This is a genomic window from Streptomyces venezuelae, assembly GCF_008642295.1.
Lineage (GTDB): Bacteria > Actinomycetota > Actinomycetes > Streptomycetales > Streptomycetaceae > Streptomyces > Streptomyces venezuelae_C.
This window is the reverse complement of the sequence record NZ_CP029190.1, coordinates 4,420,547-4,446,735: the sequence shown is the minus strand read 5'-3', so window position 1 is coordinate 4,446,735 and position 26,189 is coordinate 4,420,547. Positions and strand designations below refer to the sequence as shown.

Genomic DNA, 26,189 nt, shown 5'->3' with positions numbered 1-26,189 from the left:
TTTACTTCGCAGCCGCAGCGAGCTCGGCGGCCTTGTCGGCCGCGCCGTCCATGGTGTCCACGCGCTGGACCAGCGGGTGGTTGGCGTCCGAGAGGATCTTGCGACCCAGCTCGGCGTTGTTGCCGTCGAGGCGGACGACGAGCGGCTTGGTGACCTCTTCGCCCTTGTCCTTCAGGAGCTGAAGGGCCTGCACGATGCCGTTGGCGACCTCGTCACAGGCGGTGATGCCGCCGAAGACGTTGACGAAGACGGACTTGACGTCCGGGTCGCCGAGGATGATCTCGAGGCCGTTGGCCATGACGGCGGCGGAGGCGCCACCGCCGATGTCGAGGAAGTTGGCGGGCTTGACGCCGCCGCCATTCTCGGACTGGTACGCCTCACCGGCGTACGCGACGACGTCCAGGGTGCTCATGACGAGACCCGCGCCGTTGCCGATGATGCCGACCTCACCGTCGAGCTTGACGTAGTTGAGGTTCTTCTCCTTGGCGGCGGCCTCGAGCGGGTTCGCGGCGGCGTGGTCCACGAACTCCTCGTGGCCCGGCTGGCGGAACTCGGCGTTCTCGTCGAGCGAGACCTTGCCGTCGAGCGCGATGACATCGCCGTTGGCGACCTTCGCGAGCGGGTTGACCTCGACGAGGAGCGCGTCCTCGGCGATGAAGGTGGCCCACAGGGTCACCAGGACCTCGGCGACCTTCTCGGCGACCTCGGCCGGGAACTTCGCCAGGGCGACGATCTCGCGGGCCTTCTCGATGGTCACGCCCTCGTTGGCGTTCACCGGGACCTTGGCGAGCTTCTCCGGGGTCTCCTCGGCGACCTGCTCGATGTCCATGCCGCCCGCGACCGAGGCCATGGCCAGGAAGGTGCGGTTGGTGCGGTCGAGCAGGTAGGAGACGTAGTACTCCTCGACGATCTCGGGAGCGGTCTCCGCGATCATCACCTTGTGGACCGTGTGGCCCTTGATGTCCATGCCCAGGATGTCCGTCGCGCGGGCGACGGCCTCGTCCGGGGTCGCGGCGAGCTTCACGCCACCGGCCTTGCCACGGCCGCCGACCTTCACCTGCGCCTTGACGACCGACTTGCCGCCCAGCCGCTCGGTGGCCTCGCGAGCCGCCTCAGGCGTGTCGATGACTTCACCGGCCAGCACCGGTACACCGTGCTTGGCGAAGAGGTCCCTCGCCTGGTACTCGAACAGGTCCACGCGCGTCCGTCCCTTGTCTTTAAAGATTCGCTTCGCAGTGATCGCGGTTGTCTGCGTGGGCGTGCCGCGAGGGCAACGTGACGGCGCTGTCACAAGGGGAGCGCACACGGTGACCGTGGACGCGGCATGTCCGTCCCGCAGGTTATCCCCGTGGGACACAGGTCCCTAAATCGCAGATCACACCGGAGCGGTGATACCTGTCACAGATCGCCTCAGGTGTGAACCGGATATTCGTGGGATCTCACGAAGCCGAGGGTTCGGGCAGCGGTCGCTTCTCGATCGCGGCGGCCATCACCTCCGGGAACAGATCGGGGGTGCAGGCGAAGGCGGGCGCGCCGAGTGCGGCCAGGGCAGCGGCGTGCTCGCGGTCGTAGGAAGGGGCCCCTTCGTCGGACAGCGCGAGCAGGGCGACGAACTGCACTCCGGCCGCCTTCATCGCCGCCACCCGCTTGAGCATCTCGTTCCGGATGCCTCCCTCGTAGAGGTCGCTGATCAGGACGACCACCGTGTCGGCCGGCCGGGTGATCTTGGACTGGCAGTAGGCGAGGGCCCGGTTGATGTCGGTGCCGCCGCCCAGCTGGGTGCCGAACAGCACGTCGACCGGATCGTCGAGCTGATCCGTCAGATCGACCACCGAGGTGTCGAACACGACCAGACGGGTGGCGATCGACCGCATCGAGGCGAGCACCGCGCCGAAGACCGAGGCGTAGACCACGGAGGCGGCCATCGAACCGGACTGGTCGATGCAGAGGATGACCTCCTTCTTCACCGACTGGCTCGCCCGGCCGTAGCCGATCAGCCGCTCGGGTACGACGGTGCGGTACTCGGGGAGGTAGTTCTTCAGGTTCGCCCGGATGGTGCGGTCCCAGTCGATGTCCCGGTGCCGGGGGCGGCTGATCCGCGCGGACCGGTCGAGGGCTCCGGTGAGGGTGGCCCGGGTCCGCGAGGCCAGCTTCTTCTCCAGTTGCTCCACCACCCTGCGGACCACCGCGCGGGCGGTCTCCCGGGTCGTCTCGGGCATCGCCTTGTTCAGCGAGAGCAGGGTTCCCACCAGATGGACGTCCGGTTCGACGGCCTCCAGCATCTCCGGCTCCAGCAGCAGCGAGGACAGCCCGAGCCGGTCGATGGCATCGCGCTGCATCACCTGCACCACCGAGCTGGGGAAGTACTGGCGGATGTCGCCGAGCCAGCGGGCCACCGACGGCGCCGAGCCGCCGAGGCCGGCCGACCGCTCCCCGCCGCGCCGCCGGCCGCCGCCGGCCGCGCCTCCGTAGAGCGCGCCGAGCGCGGCATCCATCGCCGCGTCCCGGCCGGTGAGCGCGCAGCCGGTCCCGTCGGCCTCTCCCCCGCCGAGGACCAGCCGCCACCTGCGCAGCCGCTCGTCATCCGTACCGGCCGCTGCCTGCATTGCCGTCATCCGTCCGTCCCCCTCGTGTGGTTGTGGTGTGGTGTGCCGGTCAGGCGGCCGTGCCGAGCAGCAGCCGGACCAGCGGGACCACCGCGTCCGCGCGGTCCTGGTCCAGGTCCGGGGCAAACCCGTCAACGGAGCCGCCGGACCCGGCCGGGCCGGACCGGGCGGTGCCGCCGCCCGGTCCGCGGCGGGCCAGCTCGCCCAGAGAGCGCCGCACGCCCGTCTCGTACGCCCCGAACGTCCGGCGCAGCAACGGCAGTACGTCGGTGAATGCGCCGGCCGGTATACCGGTCAGCCAGGTGTCGATCAGGCCGAGCAGCCGCTCGTCGTGGACCAGCAGGGTGCCGCCGCCTGCGCCGCCGCCCGCGAAGCCCTCGATCCAGCCGGCCGCGTCCACCGGGGCCGCTGCCGGGGACAGGGCCAGCCCCATCAGCCGGGCCGTCTCCTCGGGGGCCAGCCGGCCCTCGTCCAGCAGCAGCCGGGCCGCCCGGCCGCGGATCAGCCCGGGGACGGTGTCCCGCACGGCCAGCGTGCGCAGCACCGCCGCCCAGCGCTCCGCCAGCCCCGGCTCGGCCGGCCCCGGTTCCGGTTCGGCTCCCGCAGCGCCGTCGGCTTCGGCCGGGGCATCCGGGGTGTCCGGGGTGTCCGGGGTGTCCGCGGTATTCGGGGCGGAGCCCAGCAGGCCGATCGCCCCGTGCACCGCGTCCAGATGACCGCGCAGCTCGGCCGCACCGTCGGCATCGAGTCCGGCCGCGCAGGCGGGCGGCAGTGCCACGCAGATGCGCTCGGCGAGGCCCGCCGCGACCGTGCCCAGCGCGGCGGTGTCGGTGCCGCGGACGTCCCCGTACCGCAGGGAGCGGGCCAGCGCGGGCAGCGCCTTGGCCAGCCGGGCCACATCGGTGTCCAGCGCAGCACGGTCGGCCAGGGCCCGCAGTACGGCGGGCAGCGCCTCGGAGAGCCCGGCCAGCAGGCAGCGCTCGGCCAGCGAGGTGACCTCACCCAGCTCCGCCGCGGCGGCTGCGTCCGCCTCCGCCCTGGCGGTGGCGGCGGACTGCACCGTATTGCCCCAGACGGCGGCCTCGGCCACCCGCACCGACAGCTCCGGCTCCCAGCGCAGCCGCCAGGTCTCCCGGAAGGTGCCGGTGCCGCCCCGGGACACCGTGGGCGTGCCCCAGCCGATCCCGAGCAGCCGCAGCCGGTGCAGCAGCAGGCTCTTCGCCGCGTCGGTGTCCTTGCGCAGGTCCAGCTCCAGCTCCCGGTCCGCCGCCTCGGGCTTCAGCCGCAGCGAGCGCTGGAGCCGGCCGAGGTCGCGCTGGAGCGGAACCATCGGGGCCGTCTCCGGGACCTCGCCGAGCAGGTCGCCGACGACGAGGCGGTCCTCGATCAGGGCCAGCGGCACGTCCGAGCCGTCGCACATCACCGCCCGGGCCGCCTCCAGGGTCTCCGAGAGGCCGGGCAGCGGCCGGCCGCGCATCGCGGCCAGGGTCTCGGCGAGCCGGACCGCCTCGATCACATGGGCCGAGGAGACCTGCCGGTCCTCCGCCCGCAGCAGGCCGGCGACCTTGGTCAGCCAGCGCTCGACCGGCCGGTCGGGGGCGGTGAACAGGTGGCCGTACCACCCCGGGGACGTGATGCCCGCCCCGTACCCGCCGGCCCGGGCGAGCCGGCGGTGCGTCCAGGGCACCCAGGCGGTCTCCACCTTCACCTTGGGCAGTCGGGCCAGCAGCGCCTTGTCGGCCGCCGCGGTGGTCTTCGCGCGCAGCGCCGGGACGTGCCAGGCCCCGCACACCACCGCGTAACCCGCGCCGAACTCCCGCTTCGCGGCCCGCATCTTCTGCCGCATGTACGCCTCGCGCACCAGGTCACGGGCATGGCCGCCGTCCCCGTACGCCTCGCGCAGAGCGCCCATCGCCTCGCCGAGCGCCTCGAACGGGGCCAGCGGATCGGCCGGGCCCGCACCCCGGTGCTCGACCACGTCCTCCCACCAGCGCTCGGGGTCGTCGTACCCGGCGGTCCCGGCCAGCACCGCGAGCGGATCGATCCGTACCGCGCCGCCCGGGTCGCCGCCCGTGTCGTGGCCCCCGTCCTCGTCGCCCGGCTGCTCTTCGGCGGCCAGCGAGTGGGCGGCCGGCAGGTCGATGAACCGGACCGGTACGCCGGCCTCCTGCGCCCAGCGGATCGCCACCCATTCGGGGGAGAACCCGGCCAGCGGCCAGAAGGCGGCCCGGCCCGGATCGCCGGCCGCGTGTGCCAGCAGGGCGACCGGGGGGCGCATCCCGGGGTCGGCGGCGAGCGGCAGCAGGGCATCGCCCTCGGGCGGGCCCTCGATCAGCACGGCCGCCGGCCGGGCCGCCTCCAGGGCGGCCCGCACCGCACGGGCCGAGCCGGGCCCGTGGTGCCGTACCCCGAGGAGCAGAGGCCCCGCGGCGGTGACGGTGGCGGTGGCGGTCATACCGTCACCTCGCGGCAGGCGCGGTAGAAGTCCTTCCAGCCGTCCCGCTCGCGGACGACCGCCTCCAGGTACTCCTGCCAGACGACCCGGTCGGCAGCCGGGTCGCGGACGACCGCGCCGAGGATGCCGGCGGCGACGTCGGAGGGGCGGAGCACCCCGTCCCCGAAGTGGGCGGCCAGGGCAAGGCCGTTGGTGACCACCGAGATGGCCTCGGCGGTGGACAGGGTGCCGCTGGGCGATTTGACCTTCGTCCGGCCGTCGTCGGTGATGCCCTCGCGGAGCTCGCGGAAGACGGTGACCACCCGGCGGATCTCCGCCAGGCCCTCGGGGGCGGCGGGCAGGTCCAGCGCGCGCCCCATCTGGTCGACCCGGCGGGCGACGATGTCGACCTCGGCGTCGGCGGTCGCGGGCAGCGGCAGGACCACCGTGTTGAAGCGGCGGCGCAGGGCGCTGGAGAGCTCGTTGACCCCGCGGTCGCGGTCGTTGGCGGTGGCGATGAGGTTGAACCCGCGGACCGCCTGCACCTCCTCGCCCAGTTCCGGTATGGGGAGGGTCTTCTCGGACAGCACGGTGATGAGGGTGTCCTGCACATCGGCGGGGATGCGGGTGAGCTCCTCGACCCGGGCGGTCATGCCCTCGGACATGGCCCGCATGACCGGGCTGGGGACGAGGGCCTCGCGGCTGGGTCCGTGGGCCAGCAGCCGGGCGTAGTTCCAGCCGTACCGGATGGCCTCCTCCGGGGTGCCGGCCGTGCCCTGGACCAGCAGGGTGGAGTCGCCGCTGACGGCGGCGGCGAGATGCTCGGACACCCAGGTCTTGGCGGTGCCGGGGACGCCCAGCAGGAGCAGGGCGCGGTCGGTGGCGAGGGTGGTGACGGCGACCTCGACGATCCGGCGGGGCCCCACGTACTTCGGGGTGATCACCGTGCCGTCCTCCAGGGTGCCGCCCAGCAGGTAGGTGGCGACGGCCCACGGGGAGAGCTTCCAGCGGGTCGGGCGGGGCCGGTCGTCGACCGCCGCGAGGGCTTTCAGTTCGTGCGCGAAGGCGTCCTCGGCATGCGGTCGCAGCGGCTCGGCACCGGTGCCGTTCTCGGACATGGTCATGGGTCCCCCTCCGGACTCGGCAGCCCTTTCCGGCTGCTGTCCACCACCGTGCACCACCCCACTGACAACGCCCCTCGCTCCCAACGTCGTTGCAGGTCAGAGCGATTGTCAGTGGGGATCTCTACGGTGGTTTCCATGACTGAGCAGCAGGTCCGCTGGACAGCGGAACAGGTACTGGCTCTGGCTCCTGACGATGCATCACGCAAGGCGGGAGGCAAGCTCGGCGGAGCGGGTCCGTGGTCGCAGACCGGAGGTTCCGCTTCCGGTGCGGTGTGGGGGTGGTGCAAGGGCAGCGGCAGCAAGCCGTACCGCACGGTCGTGGACCTGACCGGGCCGGCGTACACCTGCTCCTGCCCGAGCCGGAAGTTCCCGTGCAAGCACGCGCTGGGACTGCTGCTGCTCTGGGCGGCGGAGGGGCTGGGCGAGCCCGCCGAGGCCCCGGACTGGGCCGCGGAATGGCTGGCCAAGCGGGCGGAGAAGGCCGCCGCCCGGTCCGCACCGGCCGCACCGGCGGACGCGGAGGCCGCGCGCAGGCGCGCCGAGCGGCGGGCCGGCCGGATCGGGGCGGGGGTCACCGAACTGGAGCGGCGGCTCGCCGATCTGCTGCGCGCCGGACTGGCCGGACAGGAGCAGGCGGGATACGGCGTGTGGGAGGAGACGGCGGCCCGGATGGTCGACGCCCAGGCGCCCGGACTGGCCGCCCGGGTCCGGGAGTTGGGGACGATCCCCAGCTCCGGCGCGGGCTGGCCGGGCCGGATGCTGGAGGAGTGCGCGCTGCTGCACCTGCTGGACCGGGCCTGGCTGGGGGCGGCCGGGCTGCCGGAGCCGCTGGCCGCCACCGTGCGGACCAGAGTGGGACTGCCCGCAGCCGCGGAGGGGGCGGCTGCGGTGCGGGACCGCTGGCTGGTCCTCGCGCAGTACGACTCGGTCTCCGCGGACGGCCGGCTGACCACCCGGCGGATCTGGCTCCAGGGCCTGGAGGGCGACCGCAAGGCCCTGGTGATGGATTACGGGCCGCCCGGCCGCCCGCCCCAACTGGCCCTGCCGGTGGGCCTGGTACTGGAGGCGGAGGCCCGGTTCCGGCCGGGCTCGGCCGGCCTCCGGGCCGATCTCGGCGACCGGTTCGCGGCACCCGCCCCGCACTCCCGGCCGCCGGCCGGGATGAGCGCGGGCGCCGCGCTGGAGGAGTACGGCACCGCCCTCCGGGAGGACCCCTGGCTGGATTCCTGGCCGGTGGTGCTGGGACCGGTGGTGCCGATACCCGGGGAGCTGGGCTGGCAGCTGGCCGATGCGGACGGGAAGGACGCGCTGCCGGTGCGGACCGGCGGCGGGCGGGCCGGGGCCGGTCTGTGGCAGCTGGCCGCGCTGTCGGGCGGCGGGCCGGTGACGGTGTTCGGAGAGTGCGGCCATCGCGGCTTCGTGCCGCTGACGGCCTGGCAGACGGAGACACAGGCGGACACGGATATGGGGACGGGGGAGCCGGTATCGCTGTCGTGAGCAACGACAACCACGCGACCTGACACCACACATACGACACATACAGCGGATTAGCCGCACACGGACGGGGAGGGACTTGTGAACGGGTACGGGGACGGTTACGGGGACTGGGAGGAGCTGGTCGGCACCGCGCTGCTCGGCACCGACCGGAGACAGGGCGGTACGCCCGAGGCGCTGCTGGACGCCGCCGCGGTGCAGGCGCTGCGGCGCCGGGCCGGGCTGCGGCCGGCGGAGGCCGGCCCGCGACCGGAACCGGCGGCACCCGATCCGCGGCCGGAGCCGCCCGAGCCGGCCCGGCGGCGGCTGGCCCAGCTGCTCGCCGGCCGGGCGGGGGCCGGGGGCGGCCGGCGGGGCTCGGCGCCGGACCTGACCGAGCTGCTCCCGCAGTGGCTGGCCGCCGCCGCCCGGCACGGGTACCGGGCGCCGGCCGCTCAGCTGCCGGCCCTGCTGGACGCGGCCCGGGCGCGGACCGACCTGCGGCCCCAGGCGCTGGCCCTGGCCGGCCCCCGGGGGCACTGGCTGGCCCGGCTGAACCCGGACTGGCGGTTCGCCCTGCGCAGCGGGGCGGGCGGAGCGGAACTCCCGGACCCCGGGGACCGGGAGGGGGTGGCCCGGCTGTGGGAGGAGGGGCTGTTCGCGGAGCGGGTGGCCCTGCTGGGTGCCGTACGGGCGGCGCAGCCGGCGGCGGCCCTGGCGCTGCTCTCGACCACCTGGGCCACCGAGCGGGCCGAGGACCGGCTGATGTTCCTGGACTCGCTGCGGGCGGGGCTGTCCCAGCAGGACGAGCCGTTCCTGGAACGGGCGCTGGGCGACCGGAGCCGCAATGTGCGGGCGGTGGCGGCGGAGTTGCTGTCGGCGCTGCCCGGGTCCGCGCTGGCCGGGCGGATGGCGGAGCGGGCGCTGGCCTGTGTGGGCCCGGAGGGGGTGACCCCGCCCGCCGAGTGCGATCAGGGGATGGAGCGCGACGGGGTGGTCCGCCGCCCGCCGGCCGGCCGCGGGGAGCGCGCCTGGTGGCTGGGCCAGCTGGTGGAGGCGGCGCCGCTGGCCTGCTGGCGGGACCGGTTCGGCGGGCTGGGCCCGGCGGAGATCGTGGCCGTACCGGTCGCCGAGGGCTGGGCGGAGGAACTGCATGCCGCCTGGTGCCGGGCCGCGGTCCGGCAGCGGAACCCGGAGTGGTCCAAGGCCCTGCTGGGCGCGGCCACCGATCCGCCGGCCGCGGGCCCGGGCACGGCCTCGCTGGCGGAGCGGGCGAAGCTGCTGGAGACCCTGACCCAGGAGGAACGGGCCGCCTGGGTGGCGGAGTTCATCCGGGCGCACGGCCTCTCGGAGGCGTTCCAGCTGCTCGGGGTGTGCGCGGTTCCCTGGGCCGGGGAGCTGGGGCGGGCCGTGGTGGACGCGCTGGAGGCGGCGCGGGATGCGGGCAGCTACCCGTGGAGCTTCAGCGGGGTGATGGGGCTGGCGGAGCGCTGCCTGGATCCGGCGGAGGCGGGGCGGCTGGAGGCGGTGGCCGCGGAGCGGCGGCCGGAGCCTGCGGAAGCGGAGGCGGCGGCCGGGGCGGAGGCGTACTGGGCGGAGGCGTTCCAGCGGCTGGTGGCCACCCTGCGGATGCGGGCGGCCATGCTCACCGAACTGACCGCCCCCGCCTGAGCCCGGGAACCGGGGCGCTCCGCCCCGGCCCGGGGTCCCGCCGGCTCCGGGTCAGACCGCGGAGCGGACGTTCGCGCGGACCCAGTCCACGATCGAGGTCGTCGTCGCGCCCGGGGTGAAGATCTCCGCCACGCCCTTCTCCTTCAGCGGAGCGATGTCCGCCTCCGGGATGATGCCGCCGCCGAACACCTTGATGTCCTCGGCATCGCGCTCCTTCAGGAGCTCCAGCACCTTGGCGAACAGCGTGTTGTGCGCGCCCGACAGGATGGACAGCCCGATGGCGTCCGCGTCCTCCTGAATGGCCGTGTCGACGATCTGCTCCGGAGTCTGGTGCAGGCCCGTGTAGATGACCTCCATCCCCGCATCGCGCAGCGCACGCGCGATCACCTTTGCGCCGCGGTCGTGGCCGTCGAGACCCGGCTTGGCCACCACCACACGGATCGGACCGGTCACACCCATCGCACTGCCTCCCGAGTGAACGAACGTTAAGTACAGCATCCCGCACGACACCGTTTCGCGGTCAACCACGAGGGGGAAATCACAGAGCAAAGCACCGTACGGGGTGCAGCGCCTCCGTGCCGACAGCCGCACGGCACGGCGGCGCTGCCGACGCATCGGGGGAGGGCGTCGGATGGGGCTGTCACTCGTACCTTCCGGGCCCGCGCCCCGGTCCGCCGGTGCGCTGCGCGCAGTCGTGCTGGAGCTGGTGGTGCTGGCCGGCCACCTGGTGCTCTACCCGACCGGGATCACCCAGGAGCGCACCGCTCCCCCGGGCAAGGACTGCGATGCGCGGCCCCCCGTACTGCTGCTGCACGGGTTCGGCGACAACCGGTCCGTCTTCGTGCTGCTGCGCCGCGCCCTCGGCGCGGACGGCCGGCGCCGGGTGGAGGCGTACAACTACTCGCCGTTCACCTGCGATCTGCGGGCGGCGGCCCGGCTGCTGGGCCGCCGGGTCGAGGAGCTGTGCGCGCGGACCGGACAGGAGCGGCTGGACCTGGTGGGGCACAGCCTCGGCGGCCTGGTCGCCCGCTACTACGTGCAGCGCCTCGGCGGGGACGCCCGGGTGCGCACCCTGGTCACGCTGGGCACCCCGCATTCCGGAACGACCGTCGTCCCGTTCATGGACGCGCACCCGGTGGTCCGGCAGATGCGGCCGGACTCCGAGGTGATGGCGGAGCTGGCGGCGCCGGCACCCGGCTGCCGGACCCGGTTCGTCGCGTTCTGGAGCGAGTTCGACGCGCTGATGGCCCCGGTCCACGCGGCCCGTCTGGAGCATCCCGACCTTCTCGTGGAGAACGTGCAGGTGACCGGGATCGGACATCTGGCGCTGCCGGCGCACCCGGCGGTCATCGCGGCGGTCCGCCGTGCTCTGGACGGCCTGGTCCAGGCGGTTCGGGAGGCCCCCGAAGACGCTTCGGGAGCCGCGTCCGTCGCATGAACCGGAACCCACCCGAAGTCGAACGGATTTCGAACTCAAGGCCAAGGGTCTGTGATGGTGCGACCGAAAGACGGCCGAATGCCCGGTTCCTGAGAGGTCAAAGCCCCTCGAAGATTGTCGACGCCACGAACCGCCGGGTACAGTCACGCCACTGCTCTCCTCCGGGGATTCCGCTTCCCCGGCCACCCAGGCCCCCACTGCCGAGGCGAAAGAGAAGTTGGTGAACGACCGCCCCTCGTCGGGCCAGTACCCGGACCCTGGGTATGACGGCCTTTCCACCACCACTTTCGCTGGTGACCTGCCCTACGGTTCCTTTGAAACGCAGGCTCAGGGATACGACTACACGGGCGGATTCACCTCCTACGCCTCCGCGTCCTACGAGCCCACGGCCACCTACGACGCGACCGGCAGTTACGACACGACCGCCTGGTCCGCGGGCATCCCCGCGCAGCCGGTTCCGCAGGACACCACCGCCACCGGCCAGTGGTACGCGGCCGAGTACCAGCAGACCTCCTTCGGCTACGACACCACCACGGCCGAGCAGACCGGCCACTGGGCGATGCCCGGGTACGGCACCACGGCCGGCCTCGAGACCGGCGCGTACGACGCCACCGCCTGGAACACGGTCGCGCAGGAGGAACTGCCCCAGCAGTACACGTACGAGCAGGAGTACGAGTACGAGCAGCAGCCGCAGGCCTACGCGTACGAGCAGCAGCCGCAGGCCGGTTATCCGGCGGCCGAGGCCACCCCCGAGGCATCCGCCCCGACCCCCACCCCGACCGCCGTATTCGAGGTCATCGCACCGGAGCCGGCGGAACCGGCCGAGGCAGAGGCCGAGGCACCGGACGCGCCCGACGCAGCACTGCACGGCGCCGAGACCCAGACCATGCCGCAGCAGCCGTCGGCCCCGGAAGCGGCCTCCGTGCCGCGCTCCGCGCGCCGCGCCGCCGGCAAGTCCGCCGGCGCAAGTCGGCGCCGGAACCCGGCGAAGCGTTCCGCCCTGCTGACCGTGGCCGTGCCCTCCGTGTGCGTGATGGGTGTCGCGGGTGTCGCCGCCGCCTCCGTGGGAGGTCTCACCGGCGGCGAGGAGAAGGCCGACGAGCAGATCACCACGGCCACCGCGCCCGACCCGTCCTCCGTCAAGCCGGTGGCCGCGAACAACAAGCTCGACACCCAGCTCGCCGCCCTCAGCGCCGACGCCGGTGACTTCGCGGACCGCGCGAGCCGCACCCAGGAGCGCATCGACCTGAAGGTGCGCCAGGACGAGGAGCGCAAGAAGCGGGCGGAGGAAGCGGCCCGCAAGGAGGCCCTGCGCCCCAAGTTCGCGCTCCCGGTCAAACAGCACGGCCTGAGCGCCGGCTACGGCCAGTCCGGCGGCATGTGGATGTCCGTGCACACCGGCATCGACTTCCCGGTCTCCTACGGCACCCCGGTCATGGCCGCCACCGACGGCACCGTGCGCACGCAGTACAACAGCGCCTACGGCAATATGGCCATAGTGACCTCGCCCGACGGCACCGAGACCTGGTACTGCCACCTCAGCAGCACCAAGATCCGGTCCGGCAAGGTCAAGGCCGGGGACGTCATCGCGTACTCCGGCAACTCGGGCAACTCCACCGGCCCGCACCTCCACTTCGAGGTACGGCCCGGCGGCGGGGCGGCGATCGACCCCAGCTCCTGGCTCCGCAGCCACGGCCTCAACCCGAACTGACCCCACTGACCCCACTGAATCCCGGGACGGCCGCGGCCGTCCCGGGTGCGGTTCAGAGCTTCTCGACCGGTGCGTAGCGCAGCAGCAGCCGCTTCGGCTTGGCGTCTCCGAAGTCGATGGTGGCCTGTGCGTCCGCGCCGGCTCCCCGGACCTCCATGACCGTGCCCAGGCCGAACTGGTCGTGGGTGACCCGGTCCCCCACCGCCAGCGAGATCACCGGCTTGTCGGCGGCCCGCCGGGTCGCGAAGCCGGACGGTCCCGACTTGGTCCTCGAGGACGACAGGAACGCCTCCGGCGAGGTCCCGAACGAGGACGAGGACTTCCCCGCACCCCGCGCGCCCGAGATCGGCCCGGCGGGCTTCTGCGCCGGTCCGGTCCGCTTCCATGACAGGTACTGGTCTGGGATCTCCTCCAGGAACCGCGAGGGCGGGTTGTAGGAGGGGGTCCCCCAGGCGCTGCGCATGCTGGAGCGGGTCAGGTAGAGCCGCTCGCGGGCCCGGGTGATGCCGACGTAGGCGAGCCGCCGCTCCTCCTCCAGCTCCTTGGTCTGGCCCAGTGCCCGCATGTGCGGGAAGACCCCGTCCTCCATGCCGGTCAGGAAGACCACCGGGAACTCCAGGCCCTTGGCGGTGTGCAGGGTCATCAGGGTGATGACTCCGGTGCCTTCCGTGTCCTCGTCCGGGATCTGGTCGGAGTCGGCGACCAGGGCGACCTGCTCCAGGAACTCGGCGAGCGTGCCAGGGGTCGCCGAGTCCTCGCCGCGGGCCTGCTCGAACTCGAGCGCCACGGCGGCGAGTTCCTGGAGGTTCTCGATCCGCGTCTCGTCCTGCGGGTCGGTGGAGGCCTGCAGCTCGGCCAGGTATCCGGTCCGCTCCAGGACCGCCTCCAGCACCACCGCCGGGCCGGCGCCGGAGTCGACGATCGTACGGAGCTCCTCCATCAGGACGTTGAACCGCTTGACCGCGTTGGTGGAGCGGGCCGCCATGCCGTACGCCTCGTCCACCCGGCGCAGCGCCTGCGGGAAGGTGATCTTCTCGCGGAGCGCCAGCGCGTCGATCATCGCTTCGGCGCGCTCGCCGATGCCCCGCTTGGGCACATTGAGGATCCGGCGCAGCGGGACGTTGTCCTCGGGGTTGGCCAGCACCCGGAGGTAGGCCAGGACGTCCCGGACCTCCTTGCGCTCGTAGAAGCGGACGCCGCCGACGACCTTGTAGGGCAGGCCGACCCGGATGAAGATCTCCTCGAAGACACGCGACTGCGCGTTCGTCCGGTAGAAGATCGCGACGTCCCCGGCCTTCGCGTCGCCCGCGTCCGTCAGCCGGTCGATCTCGTCGGCGACGAACTGCGCCTCGTCGTGTTCGGTGTCCGCGACATAGCCGGTGATCCCGGCGCCGGAGCCGGCCTCGGTCCACAGGTTCTTGGCGCGGCGGTTCTCGTTGCGCTCGATGACCGCATTGGCCGCGGAGAGGATCGTCTGGGTGGAGCGGTAGTTCTGCTCCAGCAGGATCGTCGTCGCGTCCTTGTAGTCCTCCTCGAACTGGAGGATGTTGCGGATGGTCGCGCCGCGGAAGGCGTAGATCGACTGGTCGGCGTCGCCCACCACGCACAGCTCGGCCGGCGGCAGGTCCGGGTAGCCCGGCCCGACCAGCTCGCGCACGAGCGTGTACTGGGCGTGGTTGGTGTCCTGGTACTCGTCGACCAGGACGTGCCGGAAGCGGCGCCGGTAGTGCTCGGCGACATCGGGGAAGGCCTGGAGCAGGTGCACCGTGGTCATGATGATGTCGTCGAAGTCGAGCGCGTTGGCCTCGCGCAGCCGTGCCTGGTACATGGCGTAGGCCTGGGCGAGGGTCTTCTCGAACCCGTCCGCGGCCTGCCCGGCGAAGGCGTCCTCGTCGATCAGCTCGTTCTTCAGGTTCGAGATCTTGGCGCTGAAGGACTTCGGCGGGAACCGCTTCGGGTCGAGGTCGAGATCGCGGCAGACCAGGGCCATCAGGCGCTTGGAGTCGGCCGCGTCGTAGATCGAGAAGGAGGAGGTGAAGCCGAGCCGCTTGGACTCGCGCCGCAGGATGCGGACGCAGGCGCTGTGGAAGGTGGACACCCACATGGCGTTCGCACGCGGGCCAACCAGGCCTTCGACGCGCTCCTTCATCTCACCGGCGGCCTTGTTGGTGAAGGTGATCGCGAGGATCTGGCCGGGGTGGACGTTGCGGGCGGCCAGCAGGTGCCCGATGCGGTGGGTGAGCACCCGGGTCTTGCCGGAACCGGCGCCGGCCACGATGAGCAGGGGTGAGCCCGCGTGCACCACGGCGGCGCGCTGCTGTTCGTTCAGCCCGTCCAGCAGGGCCGCCGGGTCGATGACGGGCTTCGGGGCCCCGTCCCGGTAGTAGCGGTCCCCGGTCATGGGCGCGTCGAAGTGCCCTCCGAAGAGGTCGTCCGCGCCGGCTTCCGGGGCGTACTCCTCGGGCGGCGGGGGCGGCTCCTCCTCGGAGGGGGTGAGGTCCGCCAGGAAACTGTCGTCAAAGAGGCTGCTCATCGCCATCCGAGTCTAGAGCTCCGCGCCGACAGTGGGGCCGCCCCCGCCGGATCTCGCCATACCCGCGACCCGTACCCTCACAACATGGACATATTGATCAACTTCTTCGTCGGCCTGCACATCATCGGTATCGCCGCGCTGCTGGGCGGCTTCCTGACCCAGATGAAGGCGATCGGTGCGGGCACCGCCCGGTTCACGCCGGCGATGCTGCACGGGGCGCTCACCATGCTGGTCACGGGCGTGCTGCTGGTCGGCTTCCGGGAGATGGACGGCGGTGGCCTCAACCACATCAAGATCGGCGTGAAGCTGGCCGTCCTGTTCGTCATCCTCGCGCTGGTCTACGTCAAGCGGGACGAGGAGAAGGTGGACAAGGCGCTGTTCGGGGCGGTCGGCGGACTGACCGTGCTCAACATCTTTATCGCCGTCCTCTGGAAGTAACCGGCAACCGGTCACATCCGATCACTTCGAGCCATCTCGTCATCCGCCCGTTACCTCCGGGTCTAGCGTCCTCCCCCAAGACGAACGGAAGGACGCCCCCCGTGGCCAGTCATCGAAAGCCCAGGCAGCGCCCGCTCTCCGGCGGCACCGTCCGGAAGGCCGCCACCCTCGCCCTCGCGGGCGCTGCCACCGCCACCGCGTTCGAAGGGTCCTCGCAGGCGGAGCCGCGGCTCTCCCCGGACCAGGTCAAGGCCCAGGTGGACCGCCTCTACGAGGAGGCCGAGGCCGCGGCCGAGCGCTACAACGGGGCGAAGGACAAGGCCGACCGGGCCGAGCGGTCCCTCGCCGGGCTGCGGGAGCGGACGGCCCGCCAGACCGACCGGCTCAACACCGCCCGCAACGCCCTGGGTTCGCTCGCCACCTCCCAGTACCGCAGCGGGGCGCTGGGGCCGGCCGTCCAGCTGGTGCTCGCCGACAGCCCGCAGGAGTACCTGGACCGGGCGGCCATCCTGGAACGGACCGGCGATCGCAAGGCCGCCGAGATCGCCTCGGTACGCCGGCAGCTCGGCGAGGTCGGCACGCTGCGCGAGGAGGCCGCCGGGCAGCTGGCCGAGCTGCGCGAACGGCAGGCCGAGCTGGCCCGCCACAAGCAGACCGTGGAGTCCAAGCTGGCGGCGGCCAAGCGGCTGCTGGCCCGGCTGACCGCGGAGGAGCGGGCCGCGTACGAGGCCCGGAACGCCCACTCCGGCCCCGCAGCCGCGCCCACGTCGCCCGCCGCGCCCGCCGCCGCAGCCGGCGCGGCCAAGGCCGGTGCCGCCGCCCGCCCGGCGCCCGCCCCGGCCCGCCCGGCCGCCGGCAGCTCCCGCGCGGCCCGCGCCGTCGCCTTCGCGTACGGGGCGATCGGCAAGCCGTACGTCTGGGGGGCCACCGGCCCCGGCTCCTTCGACTGCTCGGGCCTCACCCAGGCCGCCTGGCGCTCCGCGGGGGTCTCCCTGCCGCGCACCACCTACACCCAGATCAACGCCGGGCAGCGGATCACCAAGAGCGGGCTGGCCCCCGGCGACCTGGTCTTCTTCTACTCCGGGATCACCCACGTCGGGCTCTACATCGGCGACGGCAAGATGATCCACGCCCCGCGCCCGGGCTCCACGGTGCGCATCGCCCCGGTGGACTCGATGCCCTGGGCCGGCGCCAGCCGCCCGGCCTGACCGCCCGCCCCGCCCGGCCCTCCCCGCCCTGCCTCCCCGCCCGGCCCGTTCCGGCTCAGGCCGCCTTCAGCCGGGTGCCCAGCCAGGCGAAGGTCCGGGGGATCTGGCGGACCCAGGATTCGATGTTGTGGCCGCCGGCCACCCGCTCCGCGTGGACCACCGTCGGCGGGTGCGCCGCCCGGGCCAGCGCCTGCCCGGCCTCGTAGCCGTCCTTCTGGGCTCCGGAGAGCCACAGTGCGACCGGCGGCGGGGTCGCGGCCGAGGTCAGCATGGTCAGCAGGTTGTGGCTGCGGCGGAGTTCCGGATCGCGGCCGACCAGCGAGGTCGGTTCCTGGGCCGGGTCGTTGTAGCCGGACAGGGAGACCGCCGCGGCGTACCGGTCGGGGTGCGCGATCGCCAGCCTGGCGGCGCAGTGGCCGCCTGCCGAGTACCCGGACACGCCCCAGGCCCCGGCCCGGTCCGAGACCCGGAAGGTGTCGGTCACCGCCCGCCGGACGTCCACGCTCAGCCAGCTGTCGGCATTGACCTTGCCGGGGATGTTGGCACAGCCGGTGTCGGTGCCGCCCAGCAGCATGGTGCGCGCCGAGACCAGGACGAAGGGCGGGATCTTTCCGCTCTTCATCAGCGGTTCCAGCACCTCGTGCACCTTCAGCCCCTGGAACCAGGACGTCCCGGTGCCGGGCATGCCCGGGATCAGCTCGACCACCGGGAACCTGCGGTCCTTCCAGGCCGGGTCCTCGTACTGCGGCGGCAGCCACACGTGCACATCGCCCTGCACCCCGGAGACGGTGCCGTCGACCTGCGCGGTCAGGACCCGGCCGCCGAAGGCCCCGTCCGGCCGGAACTCCTGGCGGACCCTGGGCAGATCGGCGGCCTTCCGGCCGCCCAGCCCGTCCGGGCCCAGGTCGTGGGCCGCGACCACGTAGTCCCCGGTACCGAGCAGATCGTCCCAGGAGGCGTAGAAGTTCTCCGACCGGTTCACCGCGACGAAGACCAGTGCAATGGCCGTCACCTGGGCGAAGACCACCATCGAGCAGCGCACCAGCCCCCGCACCGCGGCCGGGCCGCGCACCCTGCTCCACAGCAGCAGCGGCAGCAGGACGGCGATCACCGTGAGGGCGATCGCCGTCGCGTAGAGCGGGGTCCCGGTCAGGCTCGTCACGCCTCCCTAGAGGGGCACACAGCCCGTCCGGGTTGCCCTATTTCATTGCGGTATGCATCACACCAGCCGTCGCAGCGGCCGTCACACCAGCCGGCGTGCGGTGGCCCACCGGGTCAGCTCGTGCCGGTTCGACAGCTGGAGCTTCCGCAGCACGGCCGAGACATGCGATTCGACCGTCTTCACCGAGATGAACAACTGCTTGGCGATCTCCTTGTACGCGTACCCGCGGGCGATCAGCCGCAGCACCTCCCGCTCCCGCTGGGTCAGCCGGTCCATGTCCTCGTCCACCGGCGGCGCGTCGGTGGAGGCGAAGGCGTCCAGCACGAAGCCCGCCAGCCGCGGCGAGAACACCGCGTCCCCCTCCTGCACCCGGAAGACCGAGTCGACCAGGTCGGCGCCGGTGATCGTCTTGGTGACGTACCCGCGGGCCCCGCCCCGGATCACGCCGATGACGTCCTCGGCCGCGTCCGACACCGACAGGGCCAGGAACCGCACCGGGTTCTCCGCCGCCGCCATCAGCGGGGCGCAGCGCCGCAGCACCTCGACCCCGCCGCCGCCGGGCAGGTGCACGTCCAGCAGCACCACCTCGGGGCGGGTGGCCGTGATGACCGTGACCGCCTGGTCCACATCGGCGGCCTCGCCGACCACCTCGACCCCGGTGCGCTCCGTCTCGCCGATCTCCGCCTGGACGCCTGTACGGAACATCCGGTGGTCGTCGACGAGCACCACCCGCACGTGCCGGCTCCGGTCGTTCTCCTCGGTCATTGCGCGCTCGCCGCCCTCTCCATCTCCAGCTCGACTTCCGTGCCCCCGCCGGCCGCGGACCGCAGCCGGGCGGTCCCGCCGTTGCGCTGCATCCGGCCGATGATCGATTCTCGTACGCCCATCCGGTCGCCGGGTACCGCGTCGATGTCGAAGCCCGGTCCCCGGTCCCGTACGGACACGAACACCGTCCGGCCCTCCACCTCCGCGTAGACCTGCACCGGTCCGCCCTCGCCACCGTACTTGGCGGCGTTCACCATCGCCTCGCGCGCCGCCTGGAGCTGGGCGCCCAGCCGGTCGTCCAGCGGGCAGTCGCCGACGACCACGACCTCGATGGGGACCCCGTGGTGGTCCTCCACCTCGGCCGCGGTCTTCTTCACGGCCTCGGCGAGCGTGTCCGGCTCCTCCGCCTCGTCCTTGCCGGTGCCCTCCGGCTTGTAGAGCCAGTTCCGCAGCTCGCGCTCCTGCGCCCGGGCCAGCCGCCGGACCTCGCCGGCGTCCTCGGCATTGCGCTGGATCAGGGTGAGGGTGTGCAGCACCGAGTCGTGGACGTGGGCGGCGACCTCGGCCCGCTCCTGGGCGCGGATGCGCATCAGCCGCTCCTCGGAGAGGTCCTGGGTCATCCGGATCAGCCAGGGTCCGGCGAGCAGGGCGATGCCGACGAGGACGGCGAGGGTGGCGGTGAGGAGGTTGCCGAGCTGAGCGGCGGAGCCCCGTACGACGATGAACACGGTGAGCCCGACGCCCACCAGGGCGACTCCGGCGAGGGCCCGCCCCGCCTGGAGCAGCCGGGCGTTCCGGCCCGCGGCGGCCGTCCAGTGCGCGCGGCGGGCGTTGTCGGCCTGCCGCCACACCAGGACCACGCCTGCCCCGACCAGCAGGGTGGGCCACAGGTAGCGGCCGGACTCGCCGCCGACCTGCACCTTGGTGATGAACAGGACCACCCCGACGGCCAGCACGGCCAGGGCGACGATCTGCCCCTTGTCGGGGGTGCGGAGCCGGCGGCGGCCGTCCGGCAGGGTCTCGAAGAGCGAGCGGCCGGTGGGCTTGCCGCCGACCCCCAGCGGGACGAAGACCCAGAACGCGGCGTAGAGCAGCACCCCCAGCCCCTCGCCGAACATGAACATGCCGAGGAAGGCGAGCCGGACCCAGACCACGGGCAGCCCGAGGTGCCCGGCGAGGCCGCGCGCGACACCGCCCAGCATCCGCCCGTCGGCGCTCCGGTAGAGCCTGCGCTGCGGCTGCTCCTCGGTGTCGGGGACGTGCGGACTGCTGGATGCGGGGACCACTGGCATGTTCCCGATGGTCACATGGGCGGGCGGGCCGGGGACATCGGGAGAGCCCCCGGTTTTCCCCCGTCCGCCCTCCGGGATTTATCAGGGTTGCGCCAGGGTCGGGCCGGATACCGGCAGGTACGGGCGGCCGTCACCATGGACGCATGACCGAAGTCCACGAGTCCCCGCCGGCCGGACCGGCCGAACCGGCCGGCGAACGGGCCGCCGCCCCGGCCGACCGCCCGCCGCTGCGCCGCAGCAAACGCGACAAGGTGCTGGCGGGCGTCTGCGGCGGCCTGGGCCGGTACTTCGACCTCGACCCGGTGATCTTCCGGATCGTGCTGGGTGTCCTCGCGGTCACCGGCGGCGTCGGTCTGATCTTCTACGGCTTCGCCTGGCTGCTGGTGCCCCTGGACGGCGAGGAGGACAACGAGGCCAGGAAGCTGCTCACCGGCCGGATCGAGGGCGGCACCCTGGCCGCGGTGCTGGCCTCGCTGGTCGGTTGCGCGGTGTTCCTGTCGCTGCTGGACAACGGCGGCATGGGCGGATTCTCGGTCCTGGTGATCCTGGCCGTGGCCGGAGCGGCCTACTGGTCGCACCGCCGCCGGTCGGTGCCCGCCGCCGAGGCCGAGCCGGCCCACCCGCGGGTCGAGGCCCCGCCGGAGACCCAGGCTCCGCCGACCCCCGGCACCCCCTCCTGGTGGAAGGACCCGCTGGTCAAGAACGGGGCCCCGGGCACCGGTTATCTGTGGGGGCCCGACGGCGACGCCGCCGGACCGGACGAGGCCGGCGGCCCGCTCGCACCGGACCGCGCCGGGCCGGACCGCGCCCGGGGGAACCGTCCGCCGCGCGGCGGGATCGGCGGCCGGGTCTTTGTGTGCGCGCTGCTCGCCGGGCTGGCCGGCGCCGCCGCCAGCTGGCACGGCAATCCGCTGGGGCAGGCCCTCCAGGTCGGTCTCGCCTGCTCCCTCGCCCTGTTCGGCCTGGGCCTCGCGGTCAGCGCCTTCCGCGGTCGCACGGGCCTCGGCACCATCCTGCTCGCCGTGCTCACCGCCGGCCTGCTGGCGGGGGCCGCCGTGCTGCCCCGGGACATCGGCACCGACTTCCGGCGGGTCGAGTGGCGGCCGGCCGCCGTCGCCGAGGTCAAGCCGTCCTACGAAGCCGGCACCGGCCTCGCCACCCTGGACCTGAGCCGGCTGGACGTGGCCAAGGGCAGCACGCTCGCCGTCAGCGCCGCCATCGACGCCGGCCGGCTCAAGGTGGTCCTGCCCCGCGAGGTCACCGCCGAGGCCGACATCCGGGTCCGGGTGGGCGACGTACAGCTGCCCGGCGAACGGCCCGACCGCATCGAGGGCGTACGCAACCAGAAGCGGACGGCGACCCTGCCGCCCGCCGCCGGCACCGAGGCCGGCGGAACGATCGAACTGCACCTGACCGCAGGTGTGGGACAGGTGGAGGTGGCCCGTGCGGCGGCATGAGTTCCAGCCCGGCCGGCTCCTCGCGGGCCTGGTCCTGCTGGTGGCGGGCGTGCTCTACCTGCTCGACGCGGCCGGCGAGACCGACCTGGCCTGGTGGGTGATCGTCCCGATGACCATGGGCGGGCTGTCCCTGGCCGCCCTGCTGGGCCTGATCACCTACGCCGTACGCCGCGACCGGCGCGACCGGATCAGCGCGTCCAGCGACCAGTAGGCCGCTCCGGCCAGCACCAGCGGCAGCCAGGCCATCAGGTACGGCAGGTCGTTGCCGTAGTAGTACGGGGAGGCCTGCCAGCTCATGGTGAGCCACAGGCTGAGCGAGATCAGTGCCCCGCCGAGAGCCGCGACCCGGGCGAACAGCCCGGCGAGGGTGCCCAGGCCCACCAGCAGCTCGCCGACGGCCATGGCCGCACCGACGGCCACCGGCGCCTTCAGCCCGAGGTCCACCAGGGACGGAATCGCCGACAGGTCCCGGATGTTGGTCATCTGGAAGGCGATCGACCCCTGGCGCTCCGGATCATCGGAGAGGAAGGCGGGGTCGAACAGCTTGTCCAGCCCGGCATAGACGAAGGTCACGCCGAGGAACAGGCGCAGCGGCAGCAGGGCGTACGGGGCGACGCCCTCCCGCAGGGCGGCGAACCGCGACCACAGGGCGGCGCGCCGCGACCCGGAACGAGGCAGGGGTTCGGAGGTCCGTTCGGAAGTCTGGGTCACGACCCATGTCTACCCCCATCCCGGTCAGTCGGCCACGTCGATGGCGCAACGGTTGGATTCCACCCCCGCCGCGGTCACCACCTGGATCTCGGTGCGCCCGGGTTCCACCTCGGCCGGCACCGGGACCACCAGCACGGTGTCCGAGGGGTTGGTGAACCCGCCCGCGACCGGCACCAGCGGCACGTGCACGTGCACCGCCCCGATCCGCACCACCAGCCGCGCCAGCATCTCCGGGGTGTGCGCGCCGGGCGGCACGAAGCCCACCCCGCGGATCTCGATGTCGTCCCCGGTCCGGACCGCCGCGTCCAGGTCCCCCGGCTCCCGGGTCCGGACCACCGACAGCACCAGCGGACGGCTTCCCTCCGCGTACTTGGCGGCCAGGTAGACCACCGCCGACAGGGCGACCAGCAGGGCCAGCGCCCAGGGCAGCCGCGGCAGCCGGTCCGGGAACCGGGCCAGCGACACCGCCGCATGGGCCAGCACCACCGTGGACACCAGCACGTACTGGGCGTCGGGGAAGCTGCCCCGCCCCGCGTCGTCGGTCAGCAGGTCGGCCCCGCGCGGCCGGTCCGCCGGCAGCTTCTGCAGCCGCTGCGCGAGGATCCGTACGGACACCACCCGGCGGACCACCACCGCCACCGCGGAGGTCAGCGCCAGCACGGACAGCAGCGGCAGCGCCCGCCACAGCTCCAGGCCGGCGTACAGGGCGTCCCGCTCCGCCCCCGGCCCGGAGGCGGCCAGCCGCAGCGCCGGCAGCAGGGCGGCGAAGGCGGTCAGCAGCAGCCAGGCGCAGGGCACCGCCTTGGAGGTGGACAGCCGGTTGTCCTCGCCGACCAGCGGGGCCAGCAGCCCGCCGCGGAGGGACTGCGCCCGGGCCGCCACCGTGAGCAGCCCGGCCAGCAGCAGTGCGGCCAGCAGCCCGGCGGTCCGGGCGGTGGACCAGCCGGTGCCGAGCGCGGTGCCGACCTGGACCAGCAGCAGCACCCCGGCGGCGATCCACACCGTGAGGACGGCCCGCCGGGACAGCAGGTACAGCCAGGAAAGGCCGGCCTCGCGGCCCCGGTCGGCGACCGTACGGGCGGACACGGTCAGCTCGTCGGACACCCACTGGCGGGAGGCGCCGGCCGAGCGGGCGACCGCCGCGGGCAGCCCCTGGCCGGCCGCGAACCCGTCCCGCTTCTCCCGGAAGGCCAGATCGGCGCGGCGGTGGCCCTCCCGCGCCCCGTGCGGGCAGTCGTCGCAGGTGCAGCCGCCGCCGTGGGTGGTTCGGTGGATCTCTTGGACAGCCACGAGCGTGCCGCCTCTCTGGACTTCTGATCTACAGAGCTACTGGACTGCCGAACTACGGTGCAGTGCCTGCGAATTGTGCACCACTACGCCAGTGCTCCGGATTGCGCACGATGTCAGAGCAGGTGATTAACCGTTCATGATGTTGACGCCACCGGCCGGGCCCGGCTGCCGGCGCAGCGGCTGGTAGCTCACCCAGGCCGCCAGATCCGTCCCGAACCGCTCGCGGGTCGCGACCGCCGCCCGGTGGTCGATGGGCACCGGCTTCCCGGCCGCCCGCGCGATCAGCTGCACCTGCGCGGCCCGTTCCGCCGCGATGGACCACCAGACCGCGGCGTCCACCGAGCCACCGACCGTCAGCAGCCCGCGGTTGCGCAGGATCAGCGCCTTGTACGGGCCCAGCGCCCGGCCGATCCGGGCGGGGTCCTCGGCGACCGCGAACTCGTCCAGCAGGGCGTGGTCCTCGTAGAAGGCGCAGGCCTCCGGGGTGATCGGGGCCAGCAGCTCGCCGAGGGCGGCCAGGGCGCGGCCGTACGGGGCCGGCACCCGGACCACGGACACCACCTCGGGGCGGGCCCGGTGGACGGCCGCATGCACGGCGAAGGCCAGCTCGTTGACCCGGCGCCCGCCCTGGAGCACCCGCCCTTCCCCGTCGACCAGCAGCAGATCGGCGGGGGTCAGCCCGCCGAAGGCCGTTCCGAAGGGGTTCACCCAGTAGCAGTCCGGGAACTCCGGGTCCCGCGCGGTGATGTGCCCGGCCACCCCGTCCTCCCAGCCGAGCCGCGCCAGCAGCCGCAAGGCCTCGGCGAGCCGCTCCTTGCGGTGCGCGCGCTCCTGCCCGGGGGTGCCGGGCTCGGGCGGCAGGTCGAAACGCAGCCGCTCCACGGGTACGGGTTCGGGTCCTGGCTGGTCCGACATGGCCGCTCCTTCGGGTCGCGGCGCAAGGTACCCGCGCCCCCGCGAACTGGCCAGACACACGACGAAGCCGCCGCTCGGAAGGGAGCGGCGGCTTCGGCTCGGGTCCGGGTGGGGACTACTCCCACTCGATGGTGCCCGGGGGCTTGCTGGTGCAGTCCAGGACCACACGGTTCACATCGGGGACCTCGTTGGTGATCCGGGTCGAGATCTTCGCCAGCACCTCGTACGGCATCCGGGTCCAGTCCGCGGTCATCGCGTCCTCGGAGGAGACCGGGCGCAGCACGATCGGGTGGCCGTAGGTACGGCCGTCGCCCTGGACGCCGACGCTGCGGACGTCCGCGAGCAGGACCACCGGGCACTGCCAGATCTCGCGGTCGAGACCGGCCGCGGTCAGTTCGTGGCGGGCGATGGCGTCGGCCTCGCGGAGCAGGTCCAGACGCTCCCGGGTGACCTCGCCGACGATCCGGATGCCCAGGCCGGGGCCGGGGAACGGCTGGCGCTGGACGATCTCGTCGGGCAGGCCGAGCTCCTGGCCGACCATCCGGACCTCGTCCTTGAACAGCTGCCGCAGCGGCTCGACGAGCTGGAACTCCAGGTCCTCGGGCAGGCCGCCGACATTGTGGTGGGACTTGATGTTCGCGGTGCCGGTGCCGCCGCCGGACTCGACGATGTCCGGGTAGAGGGTGCCCTGGACCAGGAACTCCACCGGGGTCTCGTCCGGGGCCTCGGCGATGATCTCGGCCTGGGCCTGCTCGAAGACCCGGATGAACTCGCGGCCGATGATCTTCCGCTTCTCCTCGGGGTCGGAGACCCCGGCGAGGGCGGCGAGGAAGCGCTCCTGCGCGTCCACGACCTTCAGCTGTACGCCGGTCGCGGCGACGAAGTCCTTCTCGACCTGCTCGGTCTCGCCCTTGCGCATCAGGCCGTGGTCGACGTACACGCAGGTCAGCTGGTTGCCGATGGCCTTCTGCACCAGGGCCGCGGCCACCGCGGAGTCCACGCCGCCGGACAGGCCGCAGATGGCGCGCTTGTCGCCGACCTGCTCGCGGATGGCGGCGATCTGCTCCTCGACGATGGAACCGGTGGTCCAGCTCGGGGCCAGGCCGGCACCCCGGTAGAGGAAGTGCTCGAGGATCTGCTGGCCGTGCGTGGAGTGCATGACCTCGGGGTGGTACTGGACCCCGTACAGCTTCTTCTCGTCGTTCTCGAAGGCGGCGACCGGGACGACGTTCGTCGAGGCGGTGACGGTGAAGCCCTCGGGGGCGGCGGAGCAGGCGTCGCCGTGCGACATCCACACCGACTGGTGCTCGGGGGTGCCCTCGAAGAGGGTGGAGCCGGGCTTGCTGACGGACAGCGGGGTGCGGCCGTACTCGCGGGCGCCGGTGTTGTCGACGGTGCCGCCGAGGGTGGTCGCCATCAGCTGGAAGCCGTAGCACATGCCGAAGACGGGGATGCCGGCCTCGAAGATCGAGCGGTCGAGCTGCGGGGCGCCCTCTTCGTACACGGAGGACGGGCCGCCGGAGAGGATGATCGCCTTGGGGTTCTTGGCCAGCATCTCGGCGACGGGCATCGTGCTGGGCACGATCTCGCTGTAGACCCGGGCCTCACGGACGCGGCGGGCGATGAGCTGGGCGTACTGCGCGCCGAAGTCGACAACGAGGACGACGTCCGGTGCGGCGGTGGGTGCTACTGGCACGGGGCGGCCTTCCGGCGGAAAGAGGGTGTGTGTTGTCGATTCTAACGGGGGACGCACGGGCGTCTTCGTCTCACCATCCGAACCTGCTTGGCCGGGCGGAGCGCCGCTGGTAATAATTCCTTCCATGCGCAAGCAGCTGAGCTTCCTCTTTACCTATGGCACCGGCCGGTCCGGTCGCCATGGGTCGCTGTGATGCTCGCTTGAGCCGCTGACTTCCCAGAGCGCCCCGGTCCGACAGGACCGGGGCGCTCTGCGTTTCCGCTCC

21 protein-coding genes are annotated in these 26,189 nt (G+C 73.1%); 8 read left to right on the top strand and 13 right to left on the bottom strand.

Features of this window, described 5'->3' with window-relative positions; all coding sequences use genetic code 11:
- Position 1: 1 nt before the first annotated feature.
- From sucC to DEJ50_RS19925, 4 genes are all read right to left on the bottom strand, one after another.
- Complete coding sequence (gene sucC / locus DEJ50_RS19940) at positions 2–1,198, bottom strand: ADP-forming succinate--CoA ligase subunit beta (protein ID WP_150209315.1); 1,197 nt, start codon at positions 1,196–1,198, stop codon at positions 2–4.
- 241 nt (positions 1,199–1,439) lie between these two features.
- The gene (locus DEJ50_RS19935) at positions 1,440–2,615 is read right to left on the bottom strand and encodes a VWA domain-containing protein (RefSeq protein ID WP_150209314.1); all 1,176 of its coding nucleotides are present in this window, start codon (positions 2,613–2,615) and stop codon (positions 1,440–1,442) included.
- Positions 2,616–2,655: 40 nt separating this feature from the next.
- Positions 2,656–5,061, bottom strand: a complete 2,406-nt coding sequence (locus DEJ50_RS19930) for a DUF5682 family protein (RefSeq protein WP_150209313.1) — start codon at positions 5,059–5,061, stop codon at positions 2,656–2,658.
- Entirely contained in the window at positions 5,058–6,164 is a 1,107-nt protein-coding gene (locus DEJ50_RS19925; protein ID WP_150209312.1) for an ATP-binding protein, read from the bottom strand. The genes DEJ50_RS19930 and DEJ50_RS19925 overlap by 4 nt, the downstream gene beginning before the upstream one ends.
- A gap of 135 nt (positions 6,165–6,299) precedes the next feature.
- Between DEJ50_RS19925 and DEJ50_RS19920 the strand changes: the two genes are divergently transcribed.
- Together DEJ50_RS19920 and DEJ50_RS19915 are read left to right on the top strand one after the other, a co-directional pair.
- On the top strand, positions 6,300–7,661 hold the full coding sequence (locus DEJ50_RS19920) for an SWIM zinc finger family protein (protein ID WP_150209311.1): 1,362 nt from the start codon (positions 6,300–6,302) through the stop codon (positions 7,659–7,661).
- Positions 7,662–7,739: 78 nt separating this feature from the next.
- Positions 7,740–9,308, top strand: coding sequence for a DUF5691 domain-containing protein (locus DEJ50_RS19915; protein WP_150209310.1), 1,569 nt, complete (start codon positions 7,740–7,742; stop codon positions 9,306–9,308).
- A 51-nt stretch (positions 9,309–9,359) separates the two neighbouring features.
- Here the strand turns inward: DEJ50_RS19915 and DEJ50_RS19910 are convergent, their stop codons facing one another.
- Positions 9,360–9,767, bottom strand: a complete 408-nt coding sequence (locus DEJ50_RS19910; protein WP_150209309.1) for a cobalamin B12-binding domain-containing protein — start codon at positions 9,765–9,767, stop codon at positions 9,360–9,362.
- Positions 9,768–9,939: 172 nt separating this feature from the next.
- Between DEJ50_RS19910 and DEJ50_RS19905 the strand changes: the two genes are divergently transcribed.
- Both DEJ50_RS19905 and DEJ50_RS19900 read left to right on the top strand, forming a co-directional pair.
- The gene (locus DEJ50_RS19905) at positions 9,940–10,746 is read left to right on the top strand and encodes an esterase/lipase family protein (protein WP_150209308.1); all 807 of its coding nucleotides are present in this window, start codon (positions 9,940–9,942) and stop codon (positions 10,744–10,746) included.
- Positions 10,747–10,966: 220 nt separating this feature from the next.
- A complete protein-coding gene (locus DEJ50_RS19900) occupies positions 10,967–12,457 on the top strand; it encodes a M23 family metallopeptidase (RefSeq protein ID WP_150209307.1) in 1,491 nt (496 codons plus the stop codon).
- 52 nt (positions 12,458–12,509) lie between these two features.
- Here the strand turns inward: DEJ50_RS19900 and pcrA are convergent, their stop codons facing one another.
- Positions 12,510–14,990 carry a DNA helicase PcrA gene (gene pcrA, locus DEJ50_RS19895; protein ID WP_150209306.1) on the bottom strand — a complete coding sequence of 827 codons (2,481 nt, stop codon included), beginning with the start codon at positions 14,988–14,990 and terminating at the stop codon, positions 12,510–12,512.
- An 84-nt stretch (positions 14,991–15,074) separates the two neighbouring features.
- Between pcrA and DEJ50_RS19890 the strand changes: the two genes are divergently transcribed.
- Positions 15,075–15,428: a hypothetical protein gene (locus DEJ50_RS19890; RefSeq protein ID WP_150209305.1), complete on the top strand. Its 354-nt coding sequence runs from the start codon at positions 15,075–15,077 to the stop codon at positions 15,426–15,428.
- A gap of 101 nt (positions 15,429–15,529) precedes the next feature.
- Positions 15,530–16,636, top strand: coding sequence for a C40 family peptidase (locus DEJ50_RS19885; RefSeq protein ID WP_150209304.1), 1,107 nt, complete (start codon positions 15,530–15,532; stop codon positions 16,634–16,636).
- 55 nt (positions 16,637–16,691) lie between these two features.
- Here the strand turns inward: DEJ50_RS19885 and DEJ50_RS19880 are convergent, their stop codons facing one another.
- From DEJ50_RS19880 to DEJ50_RS19870, 3 genes are all read right to left on the bottom strand, one after another.
- A complete protein-coding gene (locus DEJ50_RS19880; protein WP_150209303.1) occupies positions 16,692–17,798 on the bottom strand; it encodes an alpha/beta hydrolase in 1,107 nt (368 codons plus the stop codon).
- Between the two features lie 81 nt (positions 17,799–17,879).
- Entirely contained in the window at positions 17,880–18,563 is a 684-nt protein-coding gene (locus DEJ50_RS19875; RefSeq protein ID WP_150209302.1) for a LuxR C-terminal-related transcriptional regulator, read from the bottom strand.
- On the bottom strand, positions 18,560–19,855 hold the full coding sequence (locus DEJ50_RS19870; RefSeq protein ID WP_150209301.1) for a PspC domain-containing protein: 1,296 nt from the start codon (positions 19,853–19,855) through the stop codon (positions 18,560–18,562). Before DEJ50_RS19870 ends, DEJ50_RS19875 begins: the two co-directional genes overlap by 4 nt.
- 143 nt (positions 19,856–19,998) lie before the next feature.
- Between DEJ50_RS19870 and DEJ50_RS19865 the strand changes: the two genes are divergently transcribed.
- A complete protein-coding gene (locus DEJ50_RS19865; protein WP_150209300.1) occupies positions 19,999–21,312 on the top strand; it encodes a PspC domain-containing protein in 1,314 nt (437 codons plus the stop codon).
- Positions 21,299–21,523 carry a hypothetical protein gene (locus tag DEJ50_RS19860; RefSeq protein ID WP_150209299.1) on the top strand — a complete coding sequence of 75 codons (225 nt, stop codon included), beginning with the start codon at positions 21,299–21,301 and terminating at the stop codon, positions 21,521–21,523. The genes DEJ50_RS19865 and DEJ50_RS19860 overlap by 14 nt, the downstream gene beginning before the upstream one ends.
- Here DEJ50_RS19860 and DEJ50_RS19855 read toward each other — a convergent pair.
- From DEJ50_RS19855 to guaA, 4 genes are all read right to left on the bottom strand, one after another.
- Positions 21,469–21,990 carry a DoxX family protein gene (locus DEJ50_RS19855; RefSeq protein ID WP_150212237.1) on the bottom strand — a complete coding sequence of 174 codons (522 nt, stop codon included), beginning with the start codon at positions 21,988–21,990 and terminating at the stop codon, positions 21,469–21,471. The genes DEJ50_RS19860 and DEJ50_RS19855 overlap by 55 nt on opposite strands.
- A 57-nt stretch (positions 21,991–22,047) precedes the next feature.
- Positions 22,048–23,313 carry a hypothetical protein gene (locus tag DEJ50_RS19850; protein ID WP_150209298.1) on the bottom strand — a complete coding sequence of 422 codons (1,266 nt, stop codon included), beginning with the start codon at positions 23,311–23,313 and terminating at the stop codon, positions 22,048–22,050.
- Between the two features lie 126 nt (positions 23,314–23,439).
- Entirely contained in the window at positions 23,440–24,228 is a 789-nt protein-coding gene (locus tag DEJ50_RS19845) for a class II aldolase/adducin family protein (protein WP_150209297.1), read from the bottom strand.
- A gap of 115 nt (positions 24,229–24,343) precedes the next feature.
- A complete protein-coding gene (guaA, locus tag DEJ50_RS19840; protein WP_150209296.1) occupies positions 24,344–25,924 on the bottom strand; it encodes a glutamine-hydrolyzing GMP synthase in 1,581 nt (526 codons plus the stop codon).
- Positions 25,925–26,189: the final 265 nt, after the last annotated feature.